Annotated in this window: 16 protein-coding genes and 1 pseudogene; 14 read left to right on the forward strand and 3 right to left on the reverse strand. The window is 61.4% G+C overall.

Annotated elements, in window-relative coordinates:
* On the forward strand, nucleotides 1–1,632 hold a 1,632-nt coding region (locus tag AC07FD_RS38615), incomplete at its 5' end, for a hypothetical protein (protein ID WP_478354071.1).
* A 982-nt stretch (nucleotides 1,633–2,614) separates the two neighbouring features.
* On the opposite strand, the pseudogene AC07FD_RS38620 reads toward AC07FD_RS38615, so the two are convergent.
* Together AC07FD_RS38620 and AC07FD_RS38625 are read right to left on the reverse strand one after the other, a co-directional pair.
* Nucleotides 2,615–3,064, reverse strand: a pseudogene (locus AC07FD_RS38620) (DUF4347 domain-containing protein); the annotation flags it as partial.
* 92 nt (nucleotides 3,065–3,156) lie between these two features.
* Complete coding sequence (locus tag AC07FD_RS38625; protein WP_478354072.1) at nucleotides 3,157–3,471, reverse strand: hypothetical protein; 315 nt, start codon at nucleotides 3,469–3,471, stop codon at nucleotides 3,157–3,159.
* A gap of 1,084 nt (nucleotides 3,472–4,555) precedes the next feature.
* Between AC07FD_RS38625 and AC07FD_RS38630 the strand changes: the two genes are divergently transcribed.
* The 11 genes from AC07FD_RS38630 (at nucleotide 4,556) to apnL (ending at nucleotide 19,753) form a co-directional block, all read left to right on the forward strand.
* Entirely contained in the window at nucleotides 4,556–7,360 is a 2,805-nt protein-coding gene (locus AC07FD_RS38630; protein WP_478354073.1) for a glycosyltransferase family 25 protein, read from the forward strand.
* Between the two features lie 164 nt (nucleotides 7,361–7,524).
* Nucleotides 7,525–9,474, forward strand: a complete 1,950-nt coding sequence (locus AC07FD_RS38635) for an FkbM family methyltransferase (protein WP_478354074.1) — start codon at nucleotides 7,525–7,527, stop codon at nucleotides 9,472–9,474.
* Nucleotides 9,475–9,489: 15 nt separating this feature from the next.
* Nucleotides 9,490–10,101 carry a class I SAM-dependent methyltransferase gene (locus AC07FD_RS38640; protein WP_478354075.1) on the forward strand — a complete coding sequence of 204 codons (612 nt, stop codon included), beginning with the start codon at nucleotides 9,490–9,492 and terminating at the stop codon, nucleotides 10,099–10,101.
* 275 nt (nucleotides 10,102–10,376) lie between these two features.
* Entirely contained in the window at nucleotides 10,377–11,201 is an 825-nt protein-coding gene (locus AC07FD_RS38645) for a hypothetical protein (protein ID WP_478354076.1), read from the forward strand.
* Nucleotides 11,202–11,425: 224 nt separating this feature from the next.
* On the forward strand, nucleotides 11,426–12,253 hold the full coding sequence (locus AC07FD_RS38650; protein ID WP_478354077.1) for a phosphogluconate dehydrogenase C-terminal domain-containing protein: 828 nt from the start codon (nucleotides 11,426–11,428) through the stop codon (nucleotides 12,251–12,253).
* 331 nt (nucleotides 12,254–12,584) lie between these two features.
* A complete protein-coding gene (locus AC07FD_RS38655; RefSeq protein ID WP_095080533.1) occupies nucleotides 12,585–13,526 on the forward strand; it encodes a D-ribose ABC transporter substrate-binding protein in 942 nt (313 codons plus the stop codon).
* A gap of 109 nt (nucleotides 13,527–13,635) precedes the next feature.
* Complete coding sequence (locus AC07FD_RS38660; protein WP_478354078.1) at nucleotides 13,636–14,277, forward strand: DUF2291 family protein; 642 nt, start codon at nucleotides 13,636–13,638, stop codon at nucleotides 14,275–14,277.
* Nucleotides 14,274–15,821 carry a sugar ABC transporter ATP-binding protein gene (locus AC07FD_RS38665; RefSeq protein WP_478354079.1) on the forward strand — a complete coding sequence of 516 codons (1,548 nt, stop codon included), beginning with the start codon at nucleotides 14,274–14,276 and terminating at the stop codon, nucleotides 15,819–15,821. Before AC07FD_RS38660 ends, AC07FD_RS38665 begins: the two co-directional genes overlap by 4 nt.
* Nucleotides 15,814–16,878 (forward strand): ABC transporter permease, encoded by a 1,065-nt coding sequence (locus tag AC07FD_RS38670; protein WP_457153137.1) that lies wholly within the window; start codon nucleotides 15,814–15,816, stop codon nucleotides 16,876–16,878. Before AC07FD_RS38665 ends, AC07FD_RS38670 begins: the two co-directional genes overlap by 8 nt.
* Nucleotides 16,879–16,880: 2 nt before the next feature.
* Nucleotides 16,881–17,915, forward strand: coding sequence for a Gfo/Idh/MocA family protein (locus tag AC07FD_RS38675; protein ID WP_478354080.1), 1,035 nt, complete (start codon nucleotides 16,881–16,883; stop codon nucleotides 17,913–17,915).
* The gene (gene apnL, locus AC07FD_RS38680) at nucleotides 17,912–19,753 is read left to right on the forward strand and encodes a D-apionate lactonase (protein WP_478354081.1); all 1,842 of its coding nucleotides are present in this window, start codon (nucleotides 17,912–17,914) and stop codon (nucleotides 19,751–19,753) included. The genes AC07FD_RS38675 and apnL overlap by 4 nt, the downstream gene beginning before the upstream one ends.
* A gap of 10 nt (nucleotides 19,754–19,763) precedes the next feature.
* Here the strand turns inward: apnL and AC07FD_RS38685 are convergent, their stop codons facing one another.
* Nucleotides 19,764–20,477, reverse strand: coding sequence for a transcriptional regulator NanR (locus tag AC07FD_RS38685; RefSeq protein ID WP_478354082.1), 714 nt, complete (start codon nucleotides 20,475–20,477; stop codon nucleotides 19,764–19,766).
* A 185-nt stretch (nucleotides 20,478–20,662) separates the two neighbouring features.
* Here AC07FD_RS38685 and oiaX point away from each other — a divergent pair, with 185 nt between their 5' ends.
* A complete protein-coding gene (oiaX, locus tag AC07FD_RS38690; RefSeq protein ID WP_478354083.1) occupies nucleotides 20,663–21,913 on the forward strand; it encodes a 3-oxo-isoapionate-4-phosphate decarboxylase OiaX in 1,251 nt (416 codons plus the stop codon).
* 4 nt (nucleotides 21,914–21,917) lie between these two features.
* Complete coding sequence (locus tag AC07FD_RS38695) at nucleotides 21,918–23,252, forward strand: four-carbon acid sugar kinase family protein (protein ID WP_478354084.1); 1,335 nt, start codon at nucleotides 21,918–21,920, stop codon at nucleotides 23,250–23,252.
* Nucleotides 23,253–23,258: the final 6 nt, after the last annotated feature.

The raw sequence follows: 23,258 nt of genomic DNA on the forward strand, positions 1-23,258 counted from the left end.
TTGCACCAGTCGAGCCTGTCGCTCCGGTGGAGCCGGTTGCTCCAGTCGAGCCTGTCGCTCCGGTCGAGCCAGTTGCACCAGTCGAGCCTGTCGCACCAGTTGAGCCTGTTGCTCCAGTCGAGCCTGTCGCACCTGTCGATCCAGTCGAGCCGGTCGAGCCAGTCGCACCAGTTGAGCCTGTTGCACCAGTCGAGCCTGTCGCCCCAGTTGAGCCTGTTGCTCCAGTCGAGCCTGTCGCACCTGTCGATCCAGTCGAGCCGGTCGAGCCAGTTGCCCCAGTCGAGCCGGTTGCTCCGGTCGAGCCAGTTGCCCCAGTCGAGCCTGTTGCACCGGTTGCTCCGGTCGAGCCGGTTGCTCCGGTCGAGCCAGTTGCTCCGGTCGAGCCGGTTGCTCCAGTCGAGCCAGTTGCCCCAGTCGAGCCTGTTGCACCGGTATGCCCGGTTGCACCTGTCGATCCAGTCGCGCCGGTTTCACCAGTCGCACCAGTTGAGCCGGTTGCTCCGGTCGAGCCTGTCGCACCAGTTGAGCCTGTTGCTCCAGTCGAGCCAGTTGCCCCAGTCGAGCCTGTTGCACCGGTATGCCCGGTTGCACCTGTCGACCCAGTCGCGCCGGTTTCACCAGTCGCACCAGTCGAGCCTGTCGCACCGGTCGAGCCAGTTGCACCAGTCGAGCCTGTGGCTCCGGTCGAGCCAGTTGCACCAGTCGAGCCCGTTGCTCCGGTCGAGCCGGTCGCTCCGGTCGAGCCCGTTGCTCCGGTCGCTCCGGTCGAGCCTGTGGCACCGGTGGAGCCGGTCGCACCGGTTGCTCCGGTCGAGCCGGTCGAGCCGGTCGCTCCGGTCGAGCCAGTTGCTCCGGTCGAGCCAGTCGAGCCTGTGGCACCGGTCGCGCCGGTTTCACCAGTCGAGCCCGTTGCTCCGGTCGAGCCAGTGGCACCAGTCGAGCCGGTCGCACCGGTTGCGCCGGTCGAGCCGGTCGATCCGGTCGAGCCAGTTGCTCCGGTTGCTCCAGTCGAGCCTGTCGCTCCGGTTTCACCAGTTGCTCCAGTCGAGCCAGTTGCTCCGGTTGCTCCAGTCGAGCCTGTCGCTCCGGTTTCACCAGTCGCCCCGGTCGAGCCAGTTGCTCCGGTTGCTCCGGTCGAGCCAGTTGCTCCGGTCGAGCCAGTTGCACCAGTCGAGCCGGTCGCACCAGTCGAGCCGGTTTCACCAGTCGCACCAGTCGAGCCTGTCGCACCGGTCGAGCCAGTTGCTCCGGTCGAGCCGGTCGAGCCAGTACCGCCGGTCGCGCCGGTTTCACCAGTTGCTCCAGTCGAGCCTGTCGATCCGGTCGATCCAGTCGCGCCGGTTTCACCAGTCGCACCAGTCGATCCAGTCGCACCGGTTTCACCAGTCGCACCAGTCGAGCCTGTCGATCCGGTCGAGCCAGTCGCACCGGTTTCACCAGTCGCACCAGTCGAGCCTGTCGCACCGGTCAATCCAGTCGCGCCGGTTTCACCAGTTGCACCAGTTGAGCCTGTCGCTCCGGTCAATCCAGTCGCGCCGGTTTCACCAGTTGCACCGGTTGAGCCTGTCGCTCCGGTCGATCCAGTCGCACCAGTATCACCGGTTGCACCCGTCAAGCCTGTCGCACCGGTAGAACCGGTTGCTCCGGTATCACCGGTTGCACCTGTGCCTCCGGTAGAGCCCGTCGCGCCGGTATCACCGGTTGCACCCGTCAAGCCAGTCGCACCAGTAGAGCCGGTTGCTCCGGTATCACCGGTTGCACCCGTGGCTCCGGTAGAGCCCGTCGCGCCGGTATCGCCGGTCGCGCCTGTGGCTCCGGTCGCACCTGTCGCGCCGGTATCGCCGGTCGCACCCGTACCGCCAGTTGCACCTGTGGCTCCGGTCGCACCTGTCGCGCCGGTATCGCCGGTCGCACCCGTACCGCCAGTTGCACCTGTGGCTCCGGTCGCACCTGTCGCGCCGGTATCACCGGTCGCACCCGTGGAGCCGGTCGTACCCGTGGAGCCGGTCGCACCCGTGGAGCCAGTCGTACCTGTCGCGCCGGTATCACCGGTCGCACCCGTGGAGCCGGTCGCACCCGTGGAGCCAGTCGTACCCGTGGAGCCAGTTGCGCCCGTCGCGGCTGTGGCGCCTGTGGCGCCGGTCGCACCTGTGGCCCCGGTGGCACCAGTTGCTCCGGTCGCACCCGTCGGGCCTACCTGACCCTGACTCGTGAGTGTAAGACCTCCCGTAATAAACGTGTTGTTATTACTGCCATTGGCGGCACCTCCTGTGAAATCATAAGTGGGATTATTTGGATCTTGAATTGCAGGAGGAGAGAGCGTACCAACCACGTTGAAGTTGTCGTTGTAAATTATATAGGTATGAGTAGTATTTGGAATTGTTATAGTTACCGCAAACGCAAGGGCTTTACCACCATTTGTTGCAGATGGAAGCACGAAGCTGCCAACCACTACGTTCAACCCGTTAAATGTATCCACCAGATAATAGGTGTTGACGGCTGAACTGTTGCCGTTGTTTTGTATCGTGCCTTTGAGTGTAAGATTGCCCGATTCAAGCACCCCCGAGTAACTGGCCACGCCATCTGGGGTCAGTGGCGGCAGGGGCGTGGACGCGTTCACGCGTGCGGACAGTTCCCAGGCGCCGCCCAGGGCGGCCGCGCCAACCAGCGATCTCGATGCGCAGACGTCCGCGCCGACGGCCTCTTCCAGCGCTGCCACGAAGGTCTCGCCAGCATTCCCCGATGCCGTTTCGCAGCTCCACAGCCGCAGTTCGCCGTCCGCGGCAAGCGCCCGGCCGATTGCGGCAAGGTCCTCAGCCTCCGCCTTCAATGTGGCTGATGACCACTCCCCTGCTGTGAAGCCGACCCGCCCAGACGCGCCATGTGCGATGACGTGCACCGCATCGAGCCCTGCGTGCCCCGCGAGCGCGGCAGCGATCTGCTGCGCCGCCGGTCGGCGGCCATCGAGCACAATCGCTTGAACCTCGGATCGCAAGCTGCCGAGAACAGTCTGGAGGTCGGAAACTGAAGGGTCGACAAAAAGAATTTCAGAGGCACGGGCCATGACTGGCTCCTGTTGGCTTCGAATTCAATTTACGGGGAAACCGCCCACCGGCCTGGCCGGCGAGCGCTGGGGACAAGGGGCCTGGGGGGCCGTCATCTTCCGGACGACCCGACCGCGCCGTCTGGACGTTCAACGGCAGGGGTCTCTACGCGAAGGAAGCTGGCGACCAGGAAATTCCCGCCATCGTCAAACGTGCCAATGGCAAGTGAGCCGGCGGTGCTCGGGACCTTGACGGTGAGGGCGACAGCGAGGCTTCGCTTGACGGCTTTGGGCAGAATGACCTGACCGACGATCGCGCTCCTGGCGGTATCCAGAATGAAATAAGTTGCATTTTCGGTCGTGTCGCCGATCGGCAAAACGCCCCGAACGGTGACTTCCATAACCGCAAAACCTGCTGTGAAGCTCATCATATTCTCCCTGGTCGCGGCCGCCGTGCCGCTGCTTGTTTCGTACCCTTAGTTCAATCTCTGGTTTCAATCGCAACCGAACGCACGCGCTCGCCGAGGCCGGTCGCGGCTGCTATCGGCCCCGCGCGCATCGGCGTATGACGGGCAGTATGGCGAGACGGGCGGGCAAGGTTTGACGGCCTCTTCGTGCCGCTCAATCGAACGGCGCCCCGCTTGTCTTCACTGAGGTGAATGTACAGTCCGCGGGCGCCCGGCAGCCCACAAGGCACCGGGGAATACCGATCAATCGCCGGGCAATCCCTGCCGGCGGCCAGCTGCGGAAAATTGAGAGATTTATCGAAGCGGAAACCCGCGTGACGGGCGCATCGTTTCGTACTTGGTATCACCCCAACCACATCCAACTCCCGCAACGCATGTCTCGATTTCTCGACGACTACTTGCGAGGGACCCGACTACTTGGCGAGGGAACATCAGGTTGGGAAAACGCCGGCCTTTAGTTCAAGGCAGTACGACGTCTTCTCTTGCACGCCACCGAACACTCGCTGCGCCCTCACGCACGACGTGACTTGCTCCAGACACTCTCCTGGCTCAGCAGACTGCGCAGACAGACAGGCCCATTGCCCGGTCCGCGGCTACCCTCCCAGCACAAGACATTAGTAAAATCTAAATTTAGCAAGTTGTAAATAACCAAGTTAACAATTTGTTAATTGCTGACCACAAGCAACTACTTTTCGGTCGACATCGAAATGGCGCGCATGGGCCAAACGCATCGAAAAATCCGAGACTTAAAGGCGCCCCCTGTTCGCGCCGAACCCTCGATGTCACGGCGGAGTTTGCGCGTCAGCGATTGAGTCGATGGGAACGTTTGAACGCAACCCCTGGCCCAGGGCGACCGCGTGGACCCTTGCTGTGACGGAAAGCGCTGGCTAACAATGGATGAGGCTGAGCTAGCGCGTGACTGGGAACGGACGATCGATCCTTGCAACAGAGCTCATGCAAATGGCCAAGGCGGCGGGGTGATGTGCATGAGGTATAAAGGCCGGATAAAGACGCGTAACGAACGCCGCTCCGCCAAGGGATTAACATGAGCACCATCGGCCTGTGCATGATCGTCAAGAACGAGGCAAAGGTCATCCTGCAATGCCTCGCCAGCGCGCTTCCTCTCGTCGACTATGTGCTCGTCATCGACACGGGTTCCGAGGACGGCACGCAGGACCTCATCCGTACCTTCCTGACCACGCACAATGTCAACGGCGCAGTCATCGACGAGCCATGGCGGGACTTCGCGTACAACCGGACCTTTGCCCTCGACCGGCTGCGTGAAGTCGAGACGGTCGACTATGCCATGATCATCGACGCGGACGACGCTGTGGTCCAGGACGCCGACTTCGATCCGGTCACGTTCAAGTCGCGGATGCAACACGATCTGTACGACGTCGAGGTGTCCCATGGTGGCATTTCGTTTTATCGCCCGCAGATCTGCCGCAACCGGCTGCCGTTCTCCTTCAAGGGCGTGCTGCACGAGTATCTCGAGGCCCCTCCCGGCCATCTCGCACGCGAGACCGCCAAGGGTTTTCGCATAGCGACGGGGCGCGGCGGGGCACGCAGTCAAAACCCGCGAAAGTACCAGGACGACGCGGCCGTTCTTGAAAATGCGCTTGCCACGGAGACCGACCCCTTCCTGGTTTCGCGATACACCTTCTATCTGGCGCAGAGCTACAGGGATTCCGGTGAACGTGAAAAATCGCTGGCGAACTATCTGAAGCGTGCCGAGCTGGGTTTTTGGGACGAGGAGGTCTATGTCAGCCTGCTCGAGGCGGGCAACCTCATGGCAGCGCTGGGACGGCCATTCGACGAGGTCGTTGCCGTCTTCGAGCGTGCGGCGCAGACCGTTCCCGCCCGCGCCGAGGCTTTTCACGCCGCGAGCCTCTATTGCCGCAACCAGGGCCGGAATGCGGAAGGCACGGAATTCGCGCGTCGAGGGCTCGACCTTGCCCAACCCGCCGGACTTTTCGTACAGCCTTGGGTCTACGATTACGGACTGCTCGACGAGTTTGCCGTCAATGCCTACTGGACAGGCGCTTACCGGGAATCGCTCGACGCCTGTCTGAAATTGCTCGCCAGCGAAAAATTGCCGGCGGAAATGGTAAAGCGTGTGGTGGCCAACGCGCGTTTCGCCTCCGACAAGCTTCCGGTCCATGAACCGCCGAAACTCGGGGCGTTTGGGACCGAGAGCTTGATCGATCAGCACAAGCTTGTCCGCCGGCGTTCATTGCGGTCGCGCATCAAGGGCACACCACGCATCCTCGTGGCAATCCTGGCAAAGCAGAAGGAGCCGGCACTGCCGCTTTACCTCGAGTGCATCGAGGCGCTCGACTACCCGAAGGCGTCGATCGTCCTGTACATCAGGACAAACAACAACACCGACAGGACCGAGCACATACTGCGCGAATGGCTGGAGCGTGTGGGCCACCTCTATGCGGCGGTCGAAATCGACACCTCGGACGTAGCCGATCGGGTCGAGCAGTTCGGCGAGCACGAATGGAACGAGACGCGCTTCAGGGTGCTCGGCCGAATCCGCAACATAAGTTTGCGGAAAACGCTCGAGCACGGCTGTGATTTCTATTTCGTTGTCGACGTCGACAATTTCGTGCGGCCGGCCACGCTGCGAGAACTTGTGGCGCTCGACTTGCCAATCGTCGCTCCCCTGCTTCGCTCCATCTCGCCCGGCCAATACTATTCGAACTATCACGCCGAGATCGATGCGAACGGCTATTATATGCAGTGCGATCAATATGGATGGGTGCTCAACCGCCACGTGCGCGGCATTATCGAGATGCCGCTCGTGCACTGCACCTATCTTGTCCGCGCCGACGTGCTGATCGAACTGACATACGAGGACGACACATCGCGGTACGAGTACGTCATCTTTGCCGACAGCGCCAGGAAGGCCGGCGTCGTCCAGTACATGGATAACCGACAAATCTATGGCTACATCACCTTCGGCGACGGCCAATATCATGTGAGTGACGGGATCGAGCGCGCTCGAGCGCTGTTGCACGGTGCGGGCGATACCCCCGCATTCACTGCCGCCACGCCCTCTGGCTCCGGGCCGATGCCAGCTCGACCTGTCGAGCCGCCGCAAATTCACCTCATAAACTTGGACAGCAGCGTTGAGCGCTGGCGCAAATATCAAGACAGAAATCCTCATCTAGCCACCAATACAATCCGCGTATCGGCCATCGATGGAGCTTCCCTCGATAGATCGGCCTTGCAAGCTTTGGTAAACGATGGAGTGATTGCTGAGGATTGCGGATACCTGCCGGACGCATTGGGATGTGCTCTATCCCACATCAACTTGTGGAAGTTGGCGGTAGCCGAGAAGCGGCCAATTACCATTTTCGAGGACGGCGTCTACTCGTCGTTTAACTTTCTTGAAGAGTCGAACCGCATCCTGTCCATGGCTCCAGAGAACTGGGATATGGTAAACTGGGGATTCAATTTTGATCCTCTATTCCTGTGGTTGGACTTCGATTTTTCCAGAGCCAAGCTGGAATTCTACGAGCGAAAGCCCAAACAAGTCCCGGCTCAATTTCAATCTGATAACTATTCGAGATCTCTTATCCGGCTGATCCATTCCTTTGGTGCGATGGCCTATTCAGTAACTCCAAATGGAGCTCAAGTACTTCTTGAAAAATGTCTACCCCTACGAAAGAGACTAATTCCGTTTCCCGGGACTGGATTGGTCCTGGAGGATGAGGGCATCGATTGCGCAATGTCCGCCGCGTATGACTCAATGAAAGCGTTCGTTTGCATGCCGCCGCTGGTCATCCATGATGGCGAGCAACCTTCACATCGGGTGGCTGCAGACGGCTTGCGACCCGAATAAGACCCTGCCCTCCATCCGCGGGAGACCTTTGTGCCGTTCTCATCAAATGCGTTTGAACGGAGATCCAATCGATCAGCTTCAACCCTAGCAGGGTCTGCGATATCAGCCAGGGCAGCGGGGTTCGACCGGTACAGATAGGACAGGCCATGCGAATAATCGCTTCAATGACCACCATTCCCTCGCGAATTGATCGAATTGGTCCTGCACTTGAGAGCGTGCTTGGCCAGACCATTCCGGTGGGGCATATAGAATTGAATGTTCCATATGTATGTGTGCGTACGAATGAATCATACACTCTGCCGACATGGCTCACAGAAATGGAACGGGTAAAGATTTTTCGAACGGACGACTACGGCCCGATCACAAAGATTGCCCCCACACTGCTGCGACACCAGAACGACCAGGAAACGTACCTATGGTCGGTAGATGACGACTTTGCGTATCCTGCAAATCAGCTGGAAATGTTATGCCGTGGACATTGCGCTTCGGAACATCGCATACTTGCGAGGCACGGTGGCGACTTCAACACAGATGGCAGTATCACTTTCAAATTCGGGCAATTGCAAGTATCGATGTTCGAGGGGTTTGGTACAGTGCTGTACCCTCCGGCGTGCATTGGAGACGACTTCTTAGAATATGTACAGGCGACCTCGAAAGACGTGGACTGCCGCCAAAGCGACGATGTGGTTCTCTCTCTCTATTTTTCGTCTCGACAGCTTCCTATTTTCATATGGAATTCGCCTTCCGAAACTGAGCCTTTTTACCCCACCGGTTCGCTCCCCCACTCCTCAGAGAAGGATGCGATCCATTTGCAAAGAGGGGGAAATCAGGAGCGGTATAAGCGCGTACTGAGCGTCTTGAAGTCACCTGGATTCACCAAGTCTCAGCCCGATACTACATTGGATATCATCACCAAGGAGCAGTTCGAAACACTGCCTTGGATTTATACCGCTCACGACACGGTGCTGTACGTGAAAGTCGACACCGGTGAGCTGCGTCATGGCCCGATCGACAGCAGTTCTACAAATGTCAGATTTCTGTCCGATGGGAAGCAAGGGCAGATGATATTCGGTGGTGAAGATCACCGCCTTCCAATTGCTTTTCAGTCAGATGGCTCGCTGGTCGCCAGGGAGTCCAAGACGTCGGCGCCCACTAGTTTGGAGATCTTCCCGAAGCACTGGGTTTGGATTGGTTTTCATGTTGGCGGCACGTTCCTTTGCGCCGAGCTTGATGGGCGCATAACTCTCTCCAGACCCCATTGCCTCGGCTACGAAAGTTTTTCGCTCTCGGAGCCACCTCGTTCACAAGAGATTTTTCAAGCCTTGGGCCTTCTCAAGCCATACGATGTAGAACCATTCCTCAAGGTGAGGGTCGGATGCAAAAGTGATGGAGGATATGTCATTCTCGATGACTTTGATCCAATAGAAATTGTCTACAGCTTCGGCATCGGAAACCAGGTTTCATTTGATCTTGAAATGGCGAACATGGGAAAAGATATCTTCATGTTCGACCACACCGTTGATGGGCCTCCTCTTGAGCACCCGAACTTCCATTTCTACAAGCAGGGGTTGGCAGCAGATAACAGCGAAGCGGTGTCCTTGTACACGTTAGCATATCAGCTTAACAGGCTCGGCCATGAGGGGCGACCAGATCTACTTCTGAAGATCGATATCGAAGGTGCTGAGTTCGAGGTGTTCTCTGCGATGCCGAAAGAAATCCTTAGACAATTCCGGCAGATTACGATGGAACTCCATTGGTTGGACAGACTGAGTGATCCGACTTACCGAGCTGGTTTCGTGGCGGCACTATCGAAAATCAACAGTGAGTTCACATTATTTCATGTGCATTCAAACAATAATGAGCCTCTGAGAATTGTCGATGGGCACGTTGTCGCGCCGGTGATGGAGCTGTCGTATGTGAGATCTGACCTGATCGAACGCGCCCCGTCGACGACCGTATATCCGACTGAATTCGACTTTCCGAACTGGTCGCCCAGGCCTGACCACACACTTTGGTTCTATCCATTCCTACCTATGCTTGAGGAGTCTGCTGAAGCCCTTGAGAGGTCGATAGCGACATCGAACCGCAAATTTCCGGCCGGCGGCCATACCTAGCAAGAGGTGCATTCGATGACGCAAAGCACGCCCGATGATTCCCGCGAAGCCTTCGCGCGCATTTACCAAAGCAATGAGTGGGGCTCCGCGGAATCGCGCTCCGGACTCGGTTCAACGCACGCGACGACGCATCGCGTGCGAACGGTGTTGCCGATGCTCTTCCGCGCACTGGATGTGGAGTCCATGCTCGATGCGCCCTGCGGCGACTTCAACTGGATGCGCTTCGTCGACTTGGGCAAAACGCACTACATTGGTTGCGATATCGTTCCGGCAGTCATCGAAACGAATCGCATGCGATACGCGGATCGCGAATTCCACGTGCTCGATCTGGCTGCCGGCCCACTGCCGAACGTCGACCTCATTTTTTCACGCGACTGTCTGCAGCATCTGACCGAGCCCGATATCTGGCGCGTGCTGCGCAACTTCAAGAAGTGCGGCGCGCGCTGGCTGTTCACCTCAAGCCATTCGACCTCGGCGCAGGACATTGCGCCGGAAACCGGCGGATTCGGGTTTCTCAACTTGCAGCAACCACCATTCTCGTTGCCGCTGCCACTCCTGGTCATGCCGGAGGAACACTATGCATCGAAGGCGATGTGTCTGTGGGACATGACGCAAATCGGGGCATGAGAAAAGCCAGTGCCATTGCCGATTCAGATGCTCGTCGCCGCCGCGAAGGCAACATGGCAACTCACACACCACCTTTAGCGTTGTTCGATGATTGTGGGGTTGCGCTACGCCCCAGGAGAAAGTTCCCGATGACGCTCCGGCCATACCTCGATATGTATGCTTGGACCAAGGAGCATCAGCTGACGAACAGGCGACAGTTTGGCATCCTAGCTGCCGTCTCATTGGCTGCTAGCTTGGCTACGCTGTTGAGTCACTCGCAGAAAGGCTACGCAGCCATGTCTCCCAAATCTCCCTCGGCCCGCCCATCGCCAACCCTCCTCACCGCGCCCATCGAGCTTGCCGGCGACTGGGGCCGCATGCTGGAGGGCGCGGCTGATCAGGTCGTCGAACGCATGCGGCATTCATGCCTTGACGGCGTCCGCCTGCTGTCCGACCGCCAGCCGACGCGGCTGCGTGTCGACGAGCACACTTCCGGCACGCCGGCCGTCTGGCTGCATCCCGACGGCAGCAGCATGGCCTGGATCATCGTCGATATCGGTGAGCGTGACTGGTCGAAGCTCGCCTACCAGTTCGGCCACGAGCTCGGCCATGTACTGTGCAACAGCTGGCAGCCGGACGCCAAGCCGGCGCCGCCCTGCCAGTGGCTCGAGGAAGCCATGGTGGAGGCCCACTCGCTGCGCGGCCTGGGGCGCCTGGCGAAAAGCTGGAAGGAGACCCCGCCGTTCGCCGGCGACAACGCTTTCGGCGATGCCATTGCCGCGTATCGCGAGAACATCATCCAACGCTATATCGCGCTCGCCGAGAGCCAGGGGCTCACCAGCGACGCCGCGGCATGGTTCGCCGACCATCGCGGCGAGATCGAAATGCCCGCCCTTAATCCATTCGCCCAGGCGATGTCCGTGACCATCCTCGCCGAATACGACCGCGCGCCGGACTGCGTCGAGGCGCTGGGCGCACTCAACCGCTGGCCCGGCCGCACCGGTCTACCGATCGCCGAGTATCTCGTGCGATGGGAGGCAAGCTGTGCCGAATTGGGCGCTTCGCCCAGCCTGCCGATCCGCCTGCGTGATCTGCTGCACGTTCCGCAATGGGCCAAGTAGAGACCCCGGAGGTCTTGTCTCGCCGATCGCGTTATCCAGCTGCGCCGCTGCGACGGCGCACTCCTAGCAAGCCTTGACCAGCGCCAGGCATGCTGGCCAGGGATGGTCCATGAATCATCGGCATCCATGCCGGATGAAGATTGCCAAGCTTTGGTAGAGTGATTATACCAGTTGATAACATGACGATTGGTTGGTCCATCGTTGGACATCGGGAGTAGTGATACATGACGACGATTGCACTGTTCGGTGCCGGCGGGAAAATGGGTTACCGCCTGTCGACCAATTTTCGCGGCTCGCCTTACACGATACGCCATGTCGAGGTCAGCGAGGCCGGTCGCGAGCGGCTGAAGTCGGGGCTGGGTTTCGATGCCGTCAGTGCCGATGAAGCGCTCAAAGGCGCCGATGTGGTGATCCTGGCCGTTCCCGATACACATATCGGCACGGTCGCGGCGAGCATCGAGAGCAAGCTCGCGCTAGGCACGATGGTGGTGGTGCTCGACGCCGCGGCACCATTCGCCGGCCATCTGCCCAAGCGGCCGGACCTGACCTATTTCGTCACCCATCCCTGTCATCCGCCGATCTTCAACGACGAAACCGACATGGCGGCCAAGAAGGACTATTTCGGCGGCGTCAAAGCCAAGCAGCACATGGTTAGTGCGCTGATGCAGGGCCCGGAAGAGGACTATGCCAAGGGTGAGGCGATCGCCAAGATCATCTGGGCGCCGGTGATGCGCTCGCACCGCGTCACTGTCGATCAGATGGCGCTGCTCGAGCCGGGTCTTTCGGAGACCGTATGCGCCTCGCTGCTCGTCGTCATGAAGGAAGCCGTCGATGAAGTCGTTGCGCGCGGCGTCGACAAACAGGCGGCTCTCGATTTCCTGCTCGGCCATATGAACGTCCTCGGCGCTGTCATCTTCGGCGAAACCAAGGGCGTCTTCTCCGACGCCTGCAACAAGGCGATTGAATTCGGCAAGCCGGTGCTGATGCGCGACGACTGGAAGCGGGTCTTCGAGCCGGAGGAGATTGCCGCCAGCATTCAGCGCATCACCTGAAGCGAAGTTCAGGCGGAACGGCCGGAAGGGCCGAGACCCTTGGATGAAAACCGAGCTTGCGAGAGTTTGGGCCGTCGACGCCTTCGTGAAAACGCGCTCATCAGGTACATATCATCTGAATTTGTGATTGACTCATCATACCAGTTGGCTTAGCTGTTTCTTAAGCTCAGGCCAAGGCTTCGCAGGGAATTCGTGGCCTGGACGAGCGGAGGACTGCCGGGGGCACGACGGCCCGGGTGATGCCGGCAAACAAACGGTTTTTGAAACTGAGACGATCCGCGGTCTGAAATGCAGACAGCGGCCTGAATTGTTTTTCAAACGGGAGGACTTCATGAAACTGACACGCAGAATGACACTGGCGGCTTTTGCCGGCATGCTGGCGCTTGGCACGGCCGCCCCCGCCTATGCGGCCGATCTCATTGCCATCATCACGCCCTCGCACGACAACCCGTTCTTCAAGGCGGAAGCTGTCGGCGCGGAGGCCAAGGCCAAGGAACTCGGCTATGAAGCGCTGGTGCTCGTCCATGATGACGACGCCAACAAGCAGTCCGAGCTGATCGACACGGCGATCGGCCGCGGTGCCAAGGCGATCATCCTCGACAATGCCGGCGCCGACGCCACCGTTGCCGCCGTGCAGAAGGCCAAGGACGCGGGCGTGCCTTCGTTCCTGATAGATCGCGAGATCAATGCCACCGGCGTTGCCGTCGCGCAGATCGTTTCCAACAATTACCAGGGCGCCCAGCTCGGCGCGCAGGAATTCGTCAAGCTGATGGGAGAGAAGGGCAATTTCGTCGAACTCGTCGGCAAGGAATCCGACACCAATGCCGGCATTCGCTCCAAGGGTTATCACGACGTCATCGACGACTATCCAGATCTGAAGATGGTTGCCCAGCAGTCGGCCAACTGGAGCCAGACCGAAGCCTACGCCAAGATGGAATCGATCCTGCAGGCCAATCCGGACATCAAGGGCGTCATCTCCGGCAACGACACGATGGCGATGGGCGCCTATGCGGCGCTGGTCGCGGCAAACCGCAAGGACGTCATTGTCGTCGGCTTCGACGGATCGAACGACGTGCGCGATTCAATCACCGCGGGCGGCATCAAGGCGACAGTCCTGCAGCCGGCCTTTGCGCAGGCGCAGATGGCGGTCGAGCAGGCCAACGACTTCATTAAGAACAAGAAGTCGCCGGCCAAGGAAAAGCAGCTGATGGACTGCCTCCTGGTCAATGGCGACAACGCCCCCAAGTTGGAAACCTTCGCGCTGACCAACTGAGCCGGCGTGACATGAATAGCGAGGGGCGAATCTCGGTTCGTCCCTCGCCGCCATTTTCTGCGGATGCCGACCATTATGCCGAGGCCGCCATGCTGAACAACAAACCGCCATGCTGAACAAGCCGACCTGGCCGATCCTTGCCGTGACACTCGGCATCAGCCTTGCCGCCTGCAAGATTCTGCCGACCCCCTCGGGTGATAGCGGCGGCGCTGCCGCCTTCAATCCCGACAAGATGGTCGAGGCGTTGTGGGCGGCGAAGGTGGTGCCCTATCTCAGGCAGAAAGCCGGACCGTTTCCCGAGGTTCATGCCCTGGCGAAGGCCGACCCGGCGGCTGCCGGCGCCAAATACGGCAACCCGAACAAGCAGGCGAATTCGCCGTGGACCTTCGCGGTTCGTGTTGACGGCAAGATCGTTGCCGCAAACACGGGCTCGCGCGCGGCGACGATGGATATCGATGTCGACGGCGACGGCAAGGCGGATGCACGCGTGCAGATCGGTCCCGCCATGCGCGGTACGGCGCTGCGCGACAGCCTCGACTTCGTCCAGTTCAACGACTTCACCAACCAGATCGACTTCGCCCAGTTCGGCAAGGCGTTCAACGCGTATGCCGACAAGACCGTGCTTTCGAAGCTGCCGCGTGAAGCGCTGGAAGGCCGCATCGCCAAGGTTCTCGGCGCCTATACGCTCGAAGGCAGCCAAGACCTGCCGCTGGTGACGCCGGCGGAGGCAGAAATCGGGCCGCGGCCATGAGCGATCACGATGTCATTCTGAAGCTGGAGGACGTCTCCAAGGTCTATTCCGGCACGGTCGCGGTCAAGCACGCGAATTTCGAGGTGCGCAAGGGCGCGGTCAATGTGCTGGTCGGCGAAAACGGCGCAGGCAAATCGACGCTGATGAAGATCATCGCCGGCGTCGAACGACCCACTGCCGGCCGGATCCTCCTGGAAGGGGAAGAAGTTTCCTTCTCGTCATCCGCCGACGCGGTGAACCGCGGCATCGGCATGGTGTTCCAGGAGCTGAACCTGTTCGGCAATTTGACCGTCGCCGAGAACATCTTCGCCACCCGCGAGATCACCAACCGGTTCCGCAAGATCGACCGCAAGCAACAGGAGCGCCGCGCTGCGCAATTTCTCGAACGCCTGCAGGCCGGGATCCGGCCCGACATGCTGGTCGAGGATCTGCGCATCGGCCAGCAGCAGCTGGTCGAGATCGCCAAGGCGGTTTCGCTCGATGCGCGCATCCTGATCATGGACGAACCGACTTCTGCACTGAGTTCCGCGGAAGTCGAGATCCTGTTCAAGGTGATTGCCGACCTCAAGGCGCGCGGTGTGGCCATCGTCTACATCTCGCACCGGCTCGAGGAGCTGATCCGCATCGGCGACTACATCACCGTGCTGCGCGACGGGCACATCACCGGCCAGGAGGAAATGAGAAACGTCGACACCCGGTGGATCGTACGGCAGATGATTGGGTCCGACGCCAAGGATTTCGCCAAGGCCGATGGCCATGTTCCAGGCGAAGAAATATTCCGCACCCATGACATCTGCCTGCCGCGTGCGACCGGCGGTCTTGCGGTCGACCACGTCTCGCTGTCGCTGCGCGCCGGCGAGATCCTCGGCATATACGGCCTGATGGGCGCGGGACGCAGCGAGCTGTTCGACTGCATCATGGGCCGCCATGGCCAGGCCACAGGAGCGATCTTCATTTCCGGCAAACAGGTCAAGGAGCGCGACACGACGCGGCGCATCCGGCGCGGGCTGGCGCTGATCCCCGAAGACCGCCAGCGCGAAGGGCTGGTGTCGATCCTCTCCGTTGCCAGCAATCTGACGCTGGCCAGCCTGTCGCGGTTTGTCCGCCTGTTTCATATCCGCGGCGGCCCCGAAAGGCAGGCGGTGGTGCAGATGGTGGGGGAACTGGCGATCAAGGTTGCCGATCCGGCACAGGAGGTCTCGTCGCTGTCCGGCGGCAACCAGCAAAAGGTGGTGATCGGCAAGGCACTGCTCACCGGCCCGAAGGTGCTGCTGATGGACGAGCCCAGCCGTGGCATCGATGTGGGCGCCAAGGCCGACGTCTTCCGCACCATGCGCAAACTGTCGCGCGACGGATTGGGCATCCTGTTCGCCACCTCGGACCTCGACGAGGTAATGGCGCTGTCCGACCGGATCGCGGTGATGAGCAATGGAAAACTGACCGGCATGTTCGATCGCGCCGAGGCGACGGAGGCCGCCCTTGTCGCCGCCTCGGCGCTTGGCCACGGCCCGGTCCCGCACACGGAGTACACCGCTCATGACTGACATCCCGGCCAAGGCGGCTATTCCCTCGGCATCGAGCGGTTCGCTGCTGCTGACGCTGATGAAGGCGAGGACCTTCATCGCACTGATCGCCGTGCTGGTCTTCTTCTCGATCGCGGCACCGAATTTCCTGTCGACCGCCAACCTGATCCTGATGTCGAAGCACGTGGCGCTGAATGCGTTCCTGGCCATGGGCATGACCTTCGTGATTATCACAGGCGGCATCGACCTGTCGGTCGGCTCGATCGTCGGCCTGTGCGGCATGGTGGCCGGCTATCTCGTGCTCAACGGCATCGACCTGCAGATCGGCTACACCATCTATTTCAACGTCGTCGAGATCGCGTTGATCACGCTGGCGGTCGGCATCCTGATCGGCGCCGTCAACGGATTGCTGATCACCAGGCTGAACGTCGCGCCATTCATCGCCACGCTCGGCGTGCTCTATGTCGCGCGCGGCCTGGCGCTGCTGTCGTCGGATGGTCGCACCTTCCCCAACCTTGTCGGCAAGCCGGAACTGGGCACCACCGGGTTCGGCTTCCTCGGCGCTGGCCGGCTGCTCGGCCTGCCCGTGGCGATCTGGATCCTGATCGTGGTTGCGCTGGCGGCGGCCTATCTCGCCAAATACACCCCGCTTGGCCGCCATATCTTCGCGGTTGGCGGCAACGAACGGGCGTCGCGAATTTCGGGCGTCCGTGTCAACACGGTGAAGATGTTCGTCTATATGTTCTCCGGTTTCTGCGCGGCAATCGTCGGCCTGATCATCTCGTCCGAGCTGATGGCCTCGCATCCGGCGACGGGCGAGAGTTTCGAGCTCAATGCCATCGCGGCGGCGGTGCTCGGCGGCACTTCGATGTCGGGCGGTCGCGGCACGATCGGCGGCACCATAGTGGGTGCCTTCGTCATAGGCATTCTTTCTGACGGGTTGGTGATGATGGGGGTGAGTTCGTTCTGGCAGATGGTGATCAAGGGCCTGGTCATCATTGTCGCCGTCGTCGTCGACCAGGCGCAGCGCCGGCTGCAGAGTCGCGTGACACTGATGCAGATGGCAAAGGCAGGCTGAGCATGGTGGAATTGCGGGGAGCGCTGATCGGCTGCGGCTTCTTCGCCGTCAACCAGATGCATGCCTGGCGCGACATCGCTGGCGCCGCGATCGTCGCCATTTGCGACCGCGATCCGGACCGGCTGCGGATCGTCGGCGACCAGTTCGGCATTGCGCGGCGCTACACCGACGCGATGGCCCTGTTTGCCGGCGAAAGCCTGGATTTCGTCGATATCGCCACCACTGCGCCCAGCCATCGTCCGCTGGTCGAGATGGCGGCGCAATACCGCGTGCCGGCGATCTGTCAAAAGCCGTTCGCGCCAACACTTGCCGATGCCAAGGCGATGGTGAAGGCATGCACCGATGCCGACGTGCCGCTGATGGTGCATGAGAATTTTCGCTGGCAGTCGCCAATCCAGGCGGTGCGCGCCGTACTCGACAGCAACGAGATCGGCACGCCGTTCTTCGGCCGCATCTCGTTCCGCTCCGCCTATGACGTGTTTTCCGGCCAGCCCTATCTGGCAACGGGAAAGCGCTTCATCATCGAGGATCTCGGCATCCACATCCTCGACATAGCCCGCTTCCTGCTGGGCGACGTCTCGACGATCACGACGCGAACGGCGCGCATCAACCCTGCTATCGCCGGCGAGGACGTGGCGACCATGCTGATGGACCATGCCAGTGGCGCCACGTCGGTGGTCGACTGCAGCTACGCGACGACGCTTGCCGTCGAACCGTTTCCCGAAACGCTGATCGAGATCGACGGAAGCGACGGCACGATCCGACTGGCACAGGGATACTGGCTCACCGTCACCGGCAAAAGCGGCACGGCGGTCAGCGACGTCTCGCCGCCGCTGCTGCCCTGGGCATCGCGTCCCTGGCACAACATCCAGGAAAGCGTCGTTGCCATCCAGCGGCACTGGGTCGACTGCCTGGCGAAGGGAACACAGCCCGCGACCTCGGGCGCCGACAACCTCAAGACCTTCGCACTGGTCGAGGCCGCCTACGCCGGTGCTGCAAGCCGCGAGCCGATGCAGCTCGACACTTTGCTCAGATGACCGCCGACACCTTTCACCTCTACGGCACGGATGCGACCGAGGTCGAGCCGGTCAGGCTGTGCGCCGGTGCGCTCAGCGCCGACTTCGTCAACGGCAATCTGCGCACCATCCGCCATGGCGGCACCGAAGTGCTGCGGGCCATCGCCTATATCGTCAGGGATCGCGACTGGGGCAATTACGAGCCCGAACTGACCGACCTAGTCATCGACCAAGGCGATGACACTTTTTCGATCCGCTATTCGGCAAGCTGCACCGGGCCGGACGCAAGCCGGCTCGGCTTCCGCGCCACCATCAAGGGCTCCTCCGATGGCCAACTGGTCTTCGACGTCAGCGCCCTTCCCGAAAGCGATTTCGAAACCAATCGCTGCGGCTTCTGCGTCCTGCATCCGATCGCCGGCCTCGCCGGCAGCCCGGTGACGGTCGAGCACACCGACGGCAGCACGGTGGCGACAAAGCTTCCGCTGCTGATCGACCCCTGGCAGCCTTTCAGGGATTTGCGTGCGATCACGCATGAGGTGCGGCCAGGCGTCAGTGCCGAATGCCGGATGGAAGGCGACGTGTTCGAAATGGAGGACCAGCGCAACTGGTCGGATGCCTCTTACAAGACCTATGTGCGGCCGCTCACTTTGCCGTGGCCCCATATGCTGCCTGCCGGCCAGCCCCTCAGCCAGACAATCAGCCTGCTGATCACCGGTGAAGGCAAAGCACCGGCTGCCGCCATGGCCAACGAACCGGTCCGCGTTAAGCTCGGCGAGGCCGGACCGAGGAAGCTGCCCGATGTCGGCATGATCATCTATCCCGAGGATGTCGAGACGGTGCCGACGACCCTGTTGACGCTGTCGACACTCGGCCCGCAACAGCTGCTGTTTCACTACGATCCAACGCGCGGCCATGGGCTCGACGCCTTGCGATCCTTTGCCCGGGTCGCGGCAGCCTACCCGGCCCGGACGACGCTCGAATGCATTGTTGCCGGCGTGGGCGATCTCGATGCTGAATTTTCTGCCATCGCCAGCATGGTGCACCAGGCAGGGCTAGAACTTTCGGCCATCGCCGTCTCGCCTTCGGTCGACCGGCAGTCGACGCCGCCGGGGAGCGCATGGCCGGAGTGCCCACCGCTGGAAACCGTCTATGCCGCCGCCCGCCGCGCCTTCCCCGACTTCCGTCTCGGCGGCGGCATGTTCAGCTATTTCACCGAACTCAACCGCAAACGCGTGCCGGCAGACCTGCTCGACTTCGTCACTCACTGCACCTGCCCGATCGTGCACGCGGCCGACGATCTCAGCGTCATGCAATCGCTGGAGGCGCTGCCCTTCATCACCCAATCGGTGCGGGCGATCTTCGGAGAAGGACCCTACCGGATCGGCCCGTCGACGATTGCCATGCGCCAGAACCCCTATGGCGGCGCGACCAAGTCCAATCCCGGGGGACAGCGCATTGCCATGGCCGACCGCGATCCGCGCCATGCCGGCCTGTTCGGGGCCGCATGGACGATAGGCTATGCGGCACGCGTCGCACCGGCGGGACTGGAGATGCTGACGCTCTCTGGCTTCACAGGGCCGTTCGGCGTGCTGGCGGGACCGGGCGAGCCAGTCGCGGAAGGATCACCCCGGCCGATCTTCAGGGCTATCAAGGGGCTTTGCGAACTGGCCGGCCTCGCACATGTTGCGGCAACGACGAGCGATGAGGCCAAGGTGCTGGCGCTGGCCGGGCGCTCCGCTTCCGGTCAGACCATCGTGTGGCTGGCGAACCTGACAGCGGACGACGTACCGGTCGACGTTTCAGCGCTGGGCAGAGGCCACCTGGTCATGACGCCCTACGCGATCACCCGGTTCGGCTGAACCGGCGGATTCACTTTTCGGAGTTCATCACATAGAGCGCACGCGAGCGCTCGAGGTGCTTGATCATCGCCTTCTCGGCGCCGTCGGCATCCTTGTTCTCGATGCGGCCGATGATCTCTTCATGCTCGGTCAGCGTGAACTTTTCCTTGCCGGTCCAGATCAGCATTTCGGTGTGATATTCCTTCAGCCAGCCCAGCATCGCCTCGCTGACTGCGACATAGATCGGGTTGCCCGCGATCGCCGCGATCTGGGTATGGAACTTCATGTCGGCGGATATGAAGGCTTCGGAATCACCGCGAAAGCTGCGCTGCTCGGCGACGGTTGCGCGCAACCGCTGCACATCCTCGGCGGTGGCCTTTTCGGCTGCTTCCCTGACCATGCCTCGCTCGAAGAAGATGCGCGCCGTCTTGAGATGCTCCAGCGTGTCTTTCGACGACGACAGGATGATCTTGGCTGCGCCGTCGACCTGCCTGATGATCGACTTGGCGGTCAGCTGCAGCACCTTGGCGCGCTCGCCATGCGAGATCGCCACCAGCCCCATATTGCTCAGCGCCTGCATCGCCTCGCGGATCGCCGGACGGCCGACTTCGAAGCGTTCCATCAGTTCGCGCTCCGAGGGCATGTCATCGCCCGGCACCAATTCGCCGCTGGTGATCAGGCGCTTCAGCCGCAAGAAGACCTCGTCGGAAAGCTTTCGCCGGACAATCGGTTCGGAACGGTTCATCGTCACGAATCACTCCCTTGATCCGGCCTATCTAACACTTTCCGCCACAATTCCCGGAAATTGCGGTCGGGTCGACCCGCCCCAGCTTCCACTCGGATATCTCTTGCAATACTTATGTACTCATTATACCAGATTTCTGGCATCGGTGAACCTTTTTCGAACGCCTGGGCTTGAGACTGCGGACCATGATCACCCTCACCTATCGCATCGAAACATCAGACAGCATCGAGGCGCTGGCTGCCAAGATCGCCAGCGACCAGTCGACCGGCACCTTCGTTGCGCTGCCCGGCGAGACCGAGGAACTGAAGGCCAGGGTGGCTGCGCGCGTCCTGGCGATCCGGCATCTGCCCGACGCCATGCAGCCCTCCATTCCGGAAGCCGGCGATGGACCGTTCAAGCGCGCCGATGTCGACATCGCATTTCCGCTCGACGCCATCGGCACAGACCTTGCTGCTCTGATGACCATCGCCATCGGCGGTGCCTATTCGATCAAAGGGCTGTCCGGCATTCGCATAGTCGACATGAAGCTGCCGGAGCAATTCCGCGGCGCGCATCCAGGCCCGCAGTTCGGCGTCGCCGGCAGCCGCCGGCTGACCGGCGTCGAGGAGCGCCCGATCATCGGCACCATCGTCAAGCCGGCGCTGGGGCTGCGGCCGCACGAGACGGCGGCGATGGTGGGCGAGCTGATCGAAGCTGGCGTCGATTTCATCAAGGACGACGAGAAGCTGATGAGCCCGGCCTATTCGCCGCTGGCCGAGCGAGTGAAGGCGATCATGCCGCTGATCCTCGACCACGAGCAGAAGGCCGGCAAGAAGGTGATGTATGCCTTCGGCATTTCGCATGCTGACCCTGACGAGATGATGCGCAACCACGACCTGGTGGCGAAGGCCGGCGGCAATTGCGCGGTGGTCAACATCAATTCGATTGGCTTCGGCGGCATGGCGTTCCTGAGGAAGCGCTCCAGCCTGGTGCTGCACGCCCACCGCAATGGCTGGGACATCCTCACCCGCCATCCCGGCCTCGGCATGGATTTCAAGGTCTGGCAGCAATTCTGGCGGCTGCTCGGCGTCGACCAGTTCCAGATCAACGGCATCGCCTCGAAATACTGGGAGCCGGATGCATCCTTCGTCGAATCCTTCAAGGCGGTGACCACGCCGATCTTGTCGCCCGATGATTGCGCCCTGCCGGTGGCGGGCTCGGGCCAATGGGGTGGGCAGGCGCCGGAGACCTACCAGCGAACCGGACGCACGGTCGATCTGCTCTATCTCTGCGGCGGCGGCATTGTCAGCCATCCGGACGGGCCGGGCGCCGGCGTGCGCGCAGTGCAGCAAGCCTGGCAGGCAGCGGTAGACGGCATTCCGCTGGCGGACTTCGCCCTGACTCATCCAGAACTGGCACGGTCGATCGACAAATTCGGCGATGGCAGGGCGGCCTGACGCCATGCAGAACCTGCTGCTCAGCTACTATGGCGACGATCTCACCGGCTCGACCGACGTCATGGAAGCGCTCGAGCTCGGCGGCGTGCAAACGGTGCTGTTCATGCGCCAGCCGGACAAAGCCCAACTTTCGCGTTTCTCACATTGCCAGGCCATCGGATTGGCCGGCACCAGCCGCAGCGAGACGCCGCACTGGATGGACACGCATCTCAAGGACGCTTTCACCTGGCTGAAGACGCTGAACGCAGCGATCTGCCACTACAAGGTCTGCTCGACTTTCGATTCCAGCCCAACGACCGGCAGCATCGGCCGGGCGATCGAGATCGGCCGCTCAGTGTTCAGTCAGGATAGCGTGCCGCTGCTAGTCGGCGCGCCGCAGCTCAAGCGGTACACCGCCTTTGGAAACCTGTTCGCCGCCTATCGCGATCAATATTTCCGCATCGACCGCCATCCGGTGATGAGCCGCCACCCGACGACGCCAATGGATGAATCCGACCTTCTGATTCACCTGTCGAGGCAGACCGGGCTTGCCTCGGGATTGCTCGACCTGGCAACCCTGCAATCCGCGTCACGATCGCAGGCATTCGAGCGCCTCGTGGCGAATGGCGCGGCTATCGTGCTTATCGACGTCGATAGCCACGGGACCCAGGCACTGGCCGGCAAAGAGATCTGGCGCATCCGCAAGCCAGGCGGCTCCTTTGTCGTTGGCTCGTCCGGCATCGAGTACGCGTTGCTGGCCGAATGGGCTTCGAATGACATCGTCAGCACTGGACCAGGCTTCACACCGCCGGGTGCTGCCGACCGGATCGCCGTCGCATCGGGCAGTTGCTCGCCGACCACCGAACGACAGATCCGGTATGCCCTGAGCGACGGTTTCGACGGCATCGAGGTCGATCCTGTCGAACTGGTTTCGGAGGCTTCCGAGCAGGTGATCGCGCGTGCGGCAGCAAGCGGCCGCGCCAGCTTGCAAGCCGGGCGCAGCGTCATCCTCTACACCGCGCTTGGCCCCGCCGCCGACAGGGGCGCCGAAATCGACCGGCAGGAAGGCGCCCGCCACAAGCTCGGTCGCGGTCTCGGCGAACTGCTTCGCGCGCTAACGATCGAACAGAAACTGCGGCGCGTGGTCATCGCCGGCGGCGATACCTCGAGCCACGCGCTCGGCCAGATGGGCATCGACGCCCTGACTGTGCGGATGCCGCTGCCTGCCTCGCCAGGGTCCCCGCTATGCGTCGCCCATTCGCGCATTGCGGCGATCGACGGACTGGAGGTTGCGCTGAAGGGCGGACAGGTCGGAACCGACCGCTATTTCAGCGCGATCCGCGACGGCCTCGGTGGTTGACAGGAC

The organism is Mesorhizobium waitakense, assembly GCF_056431085.1.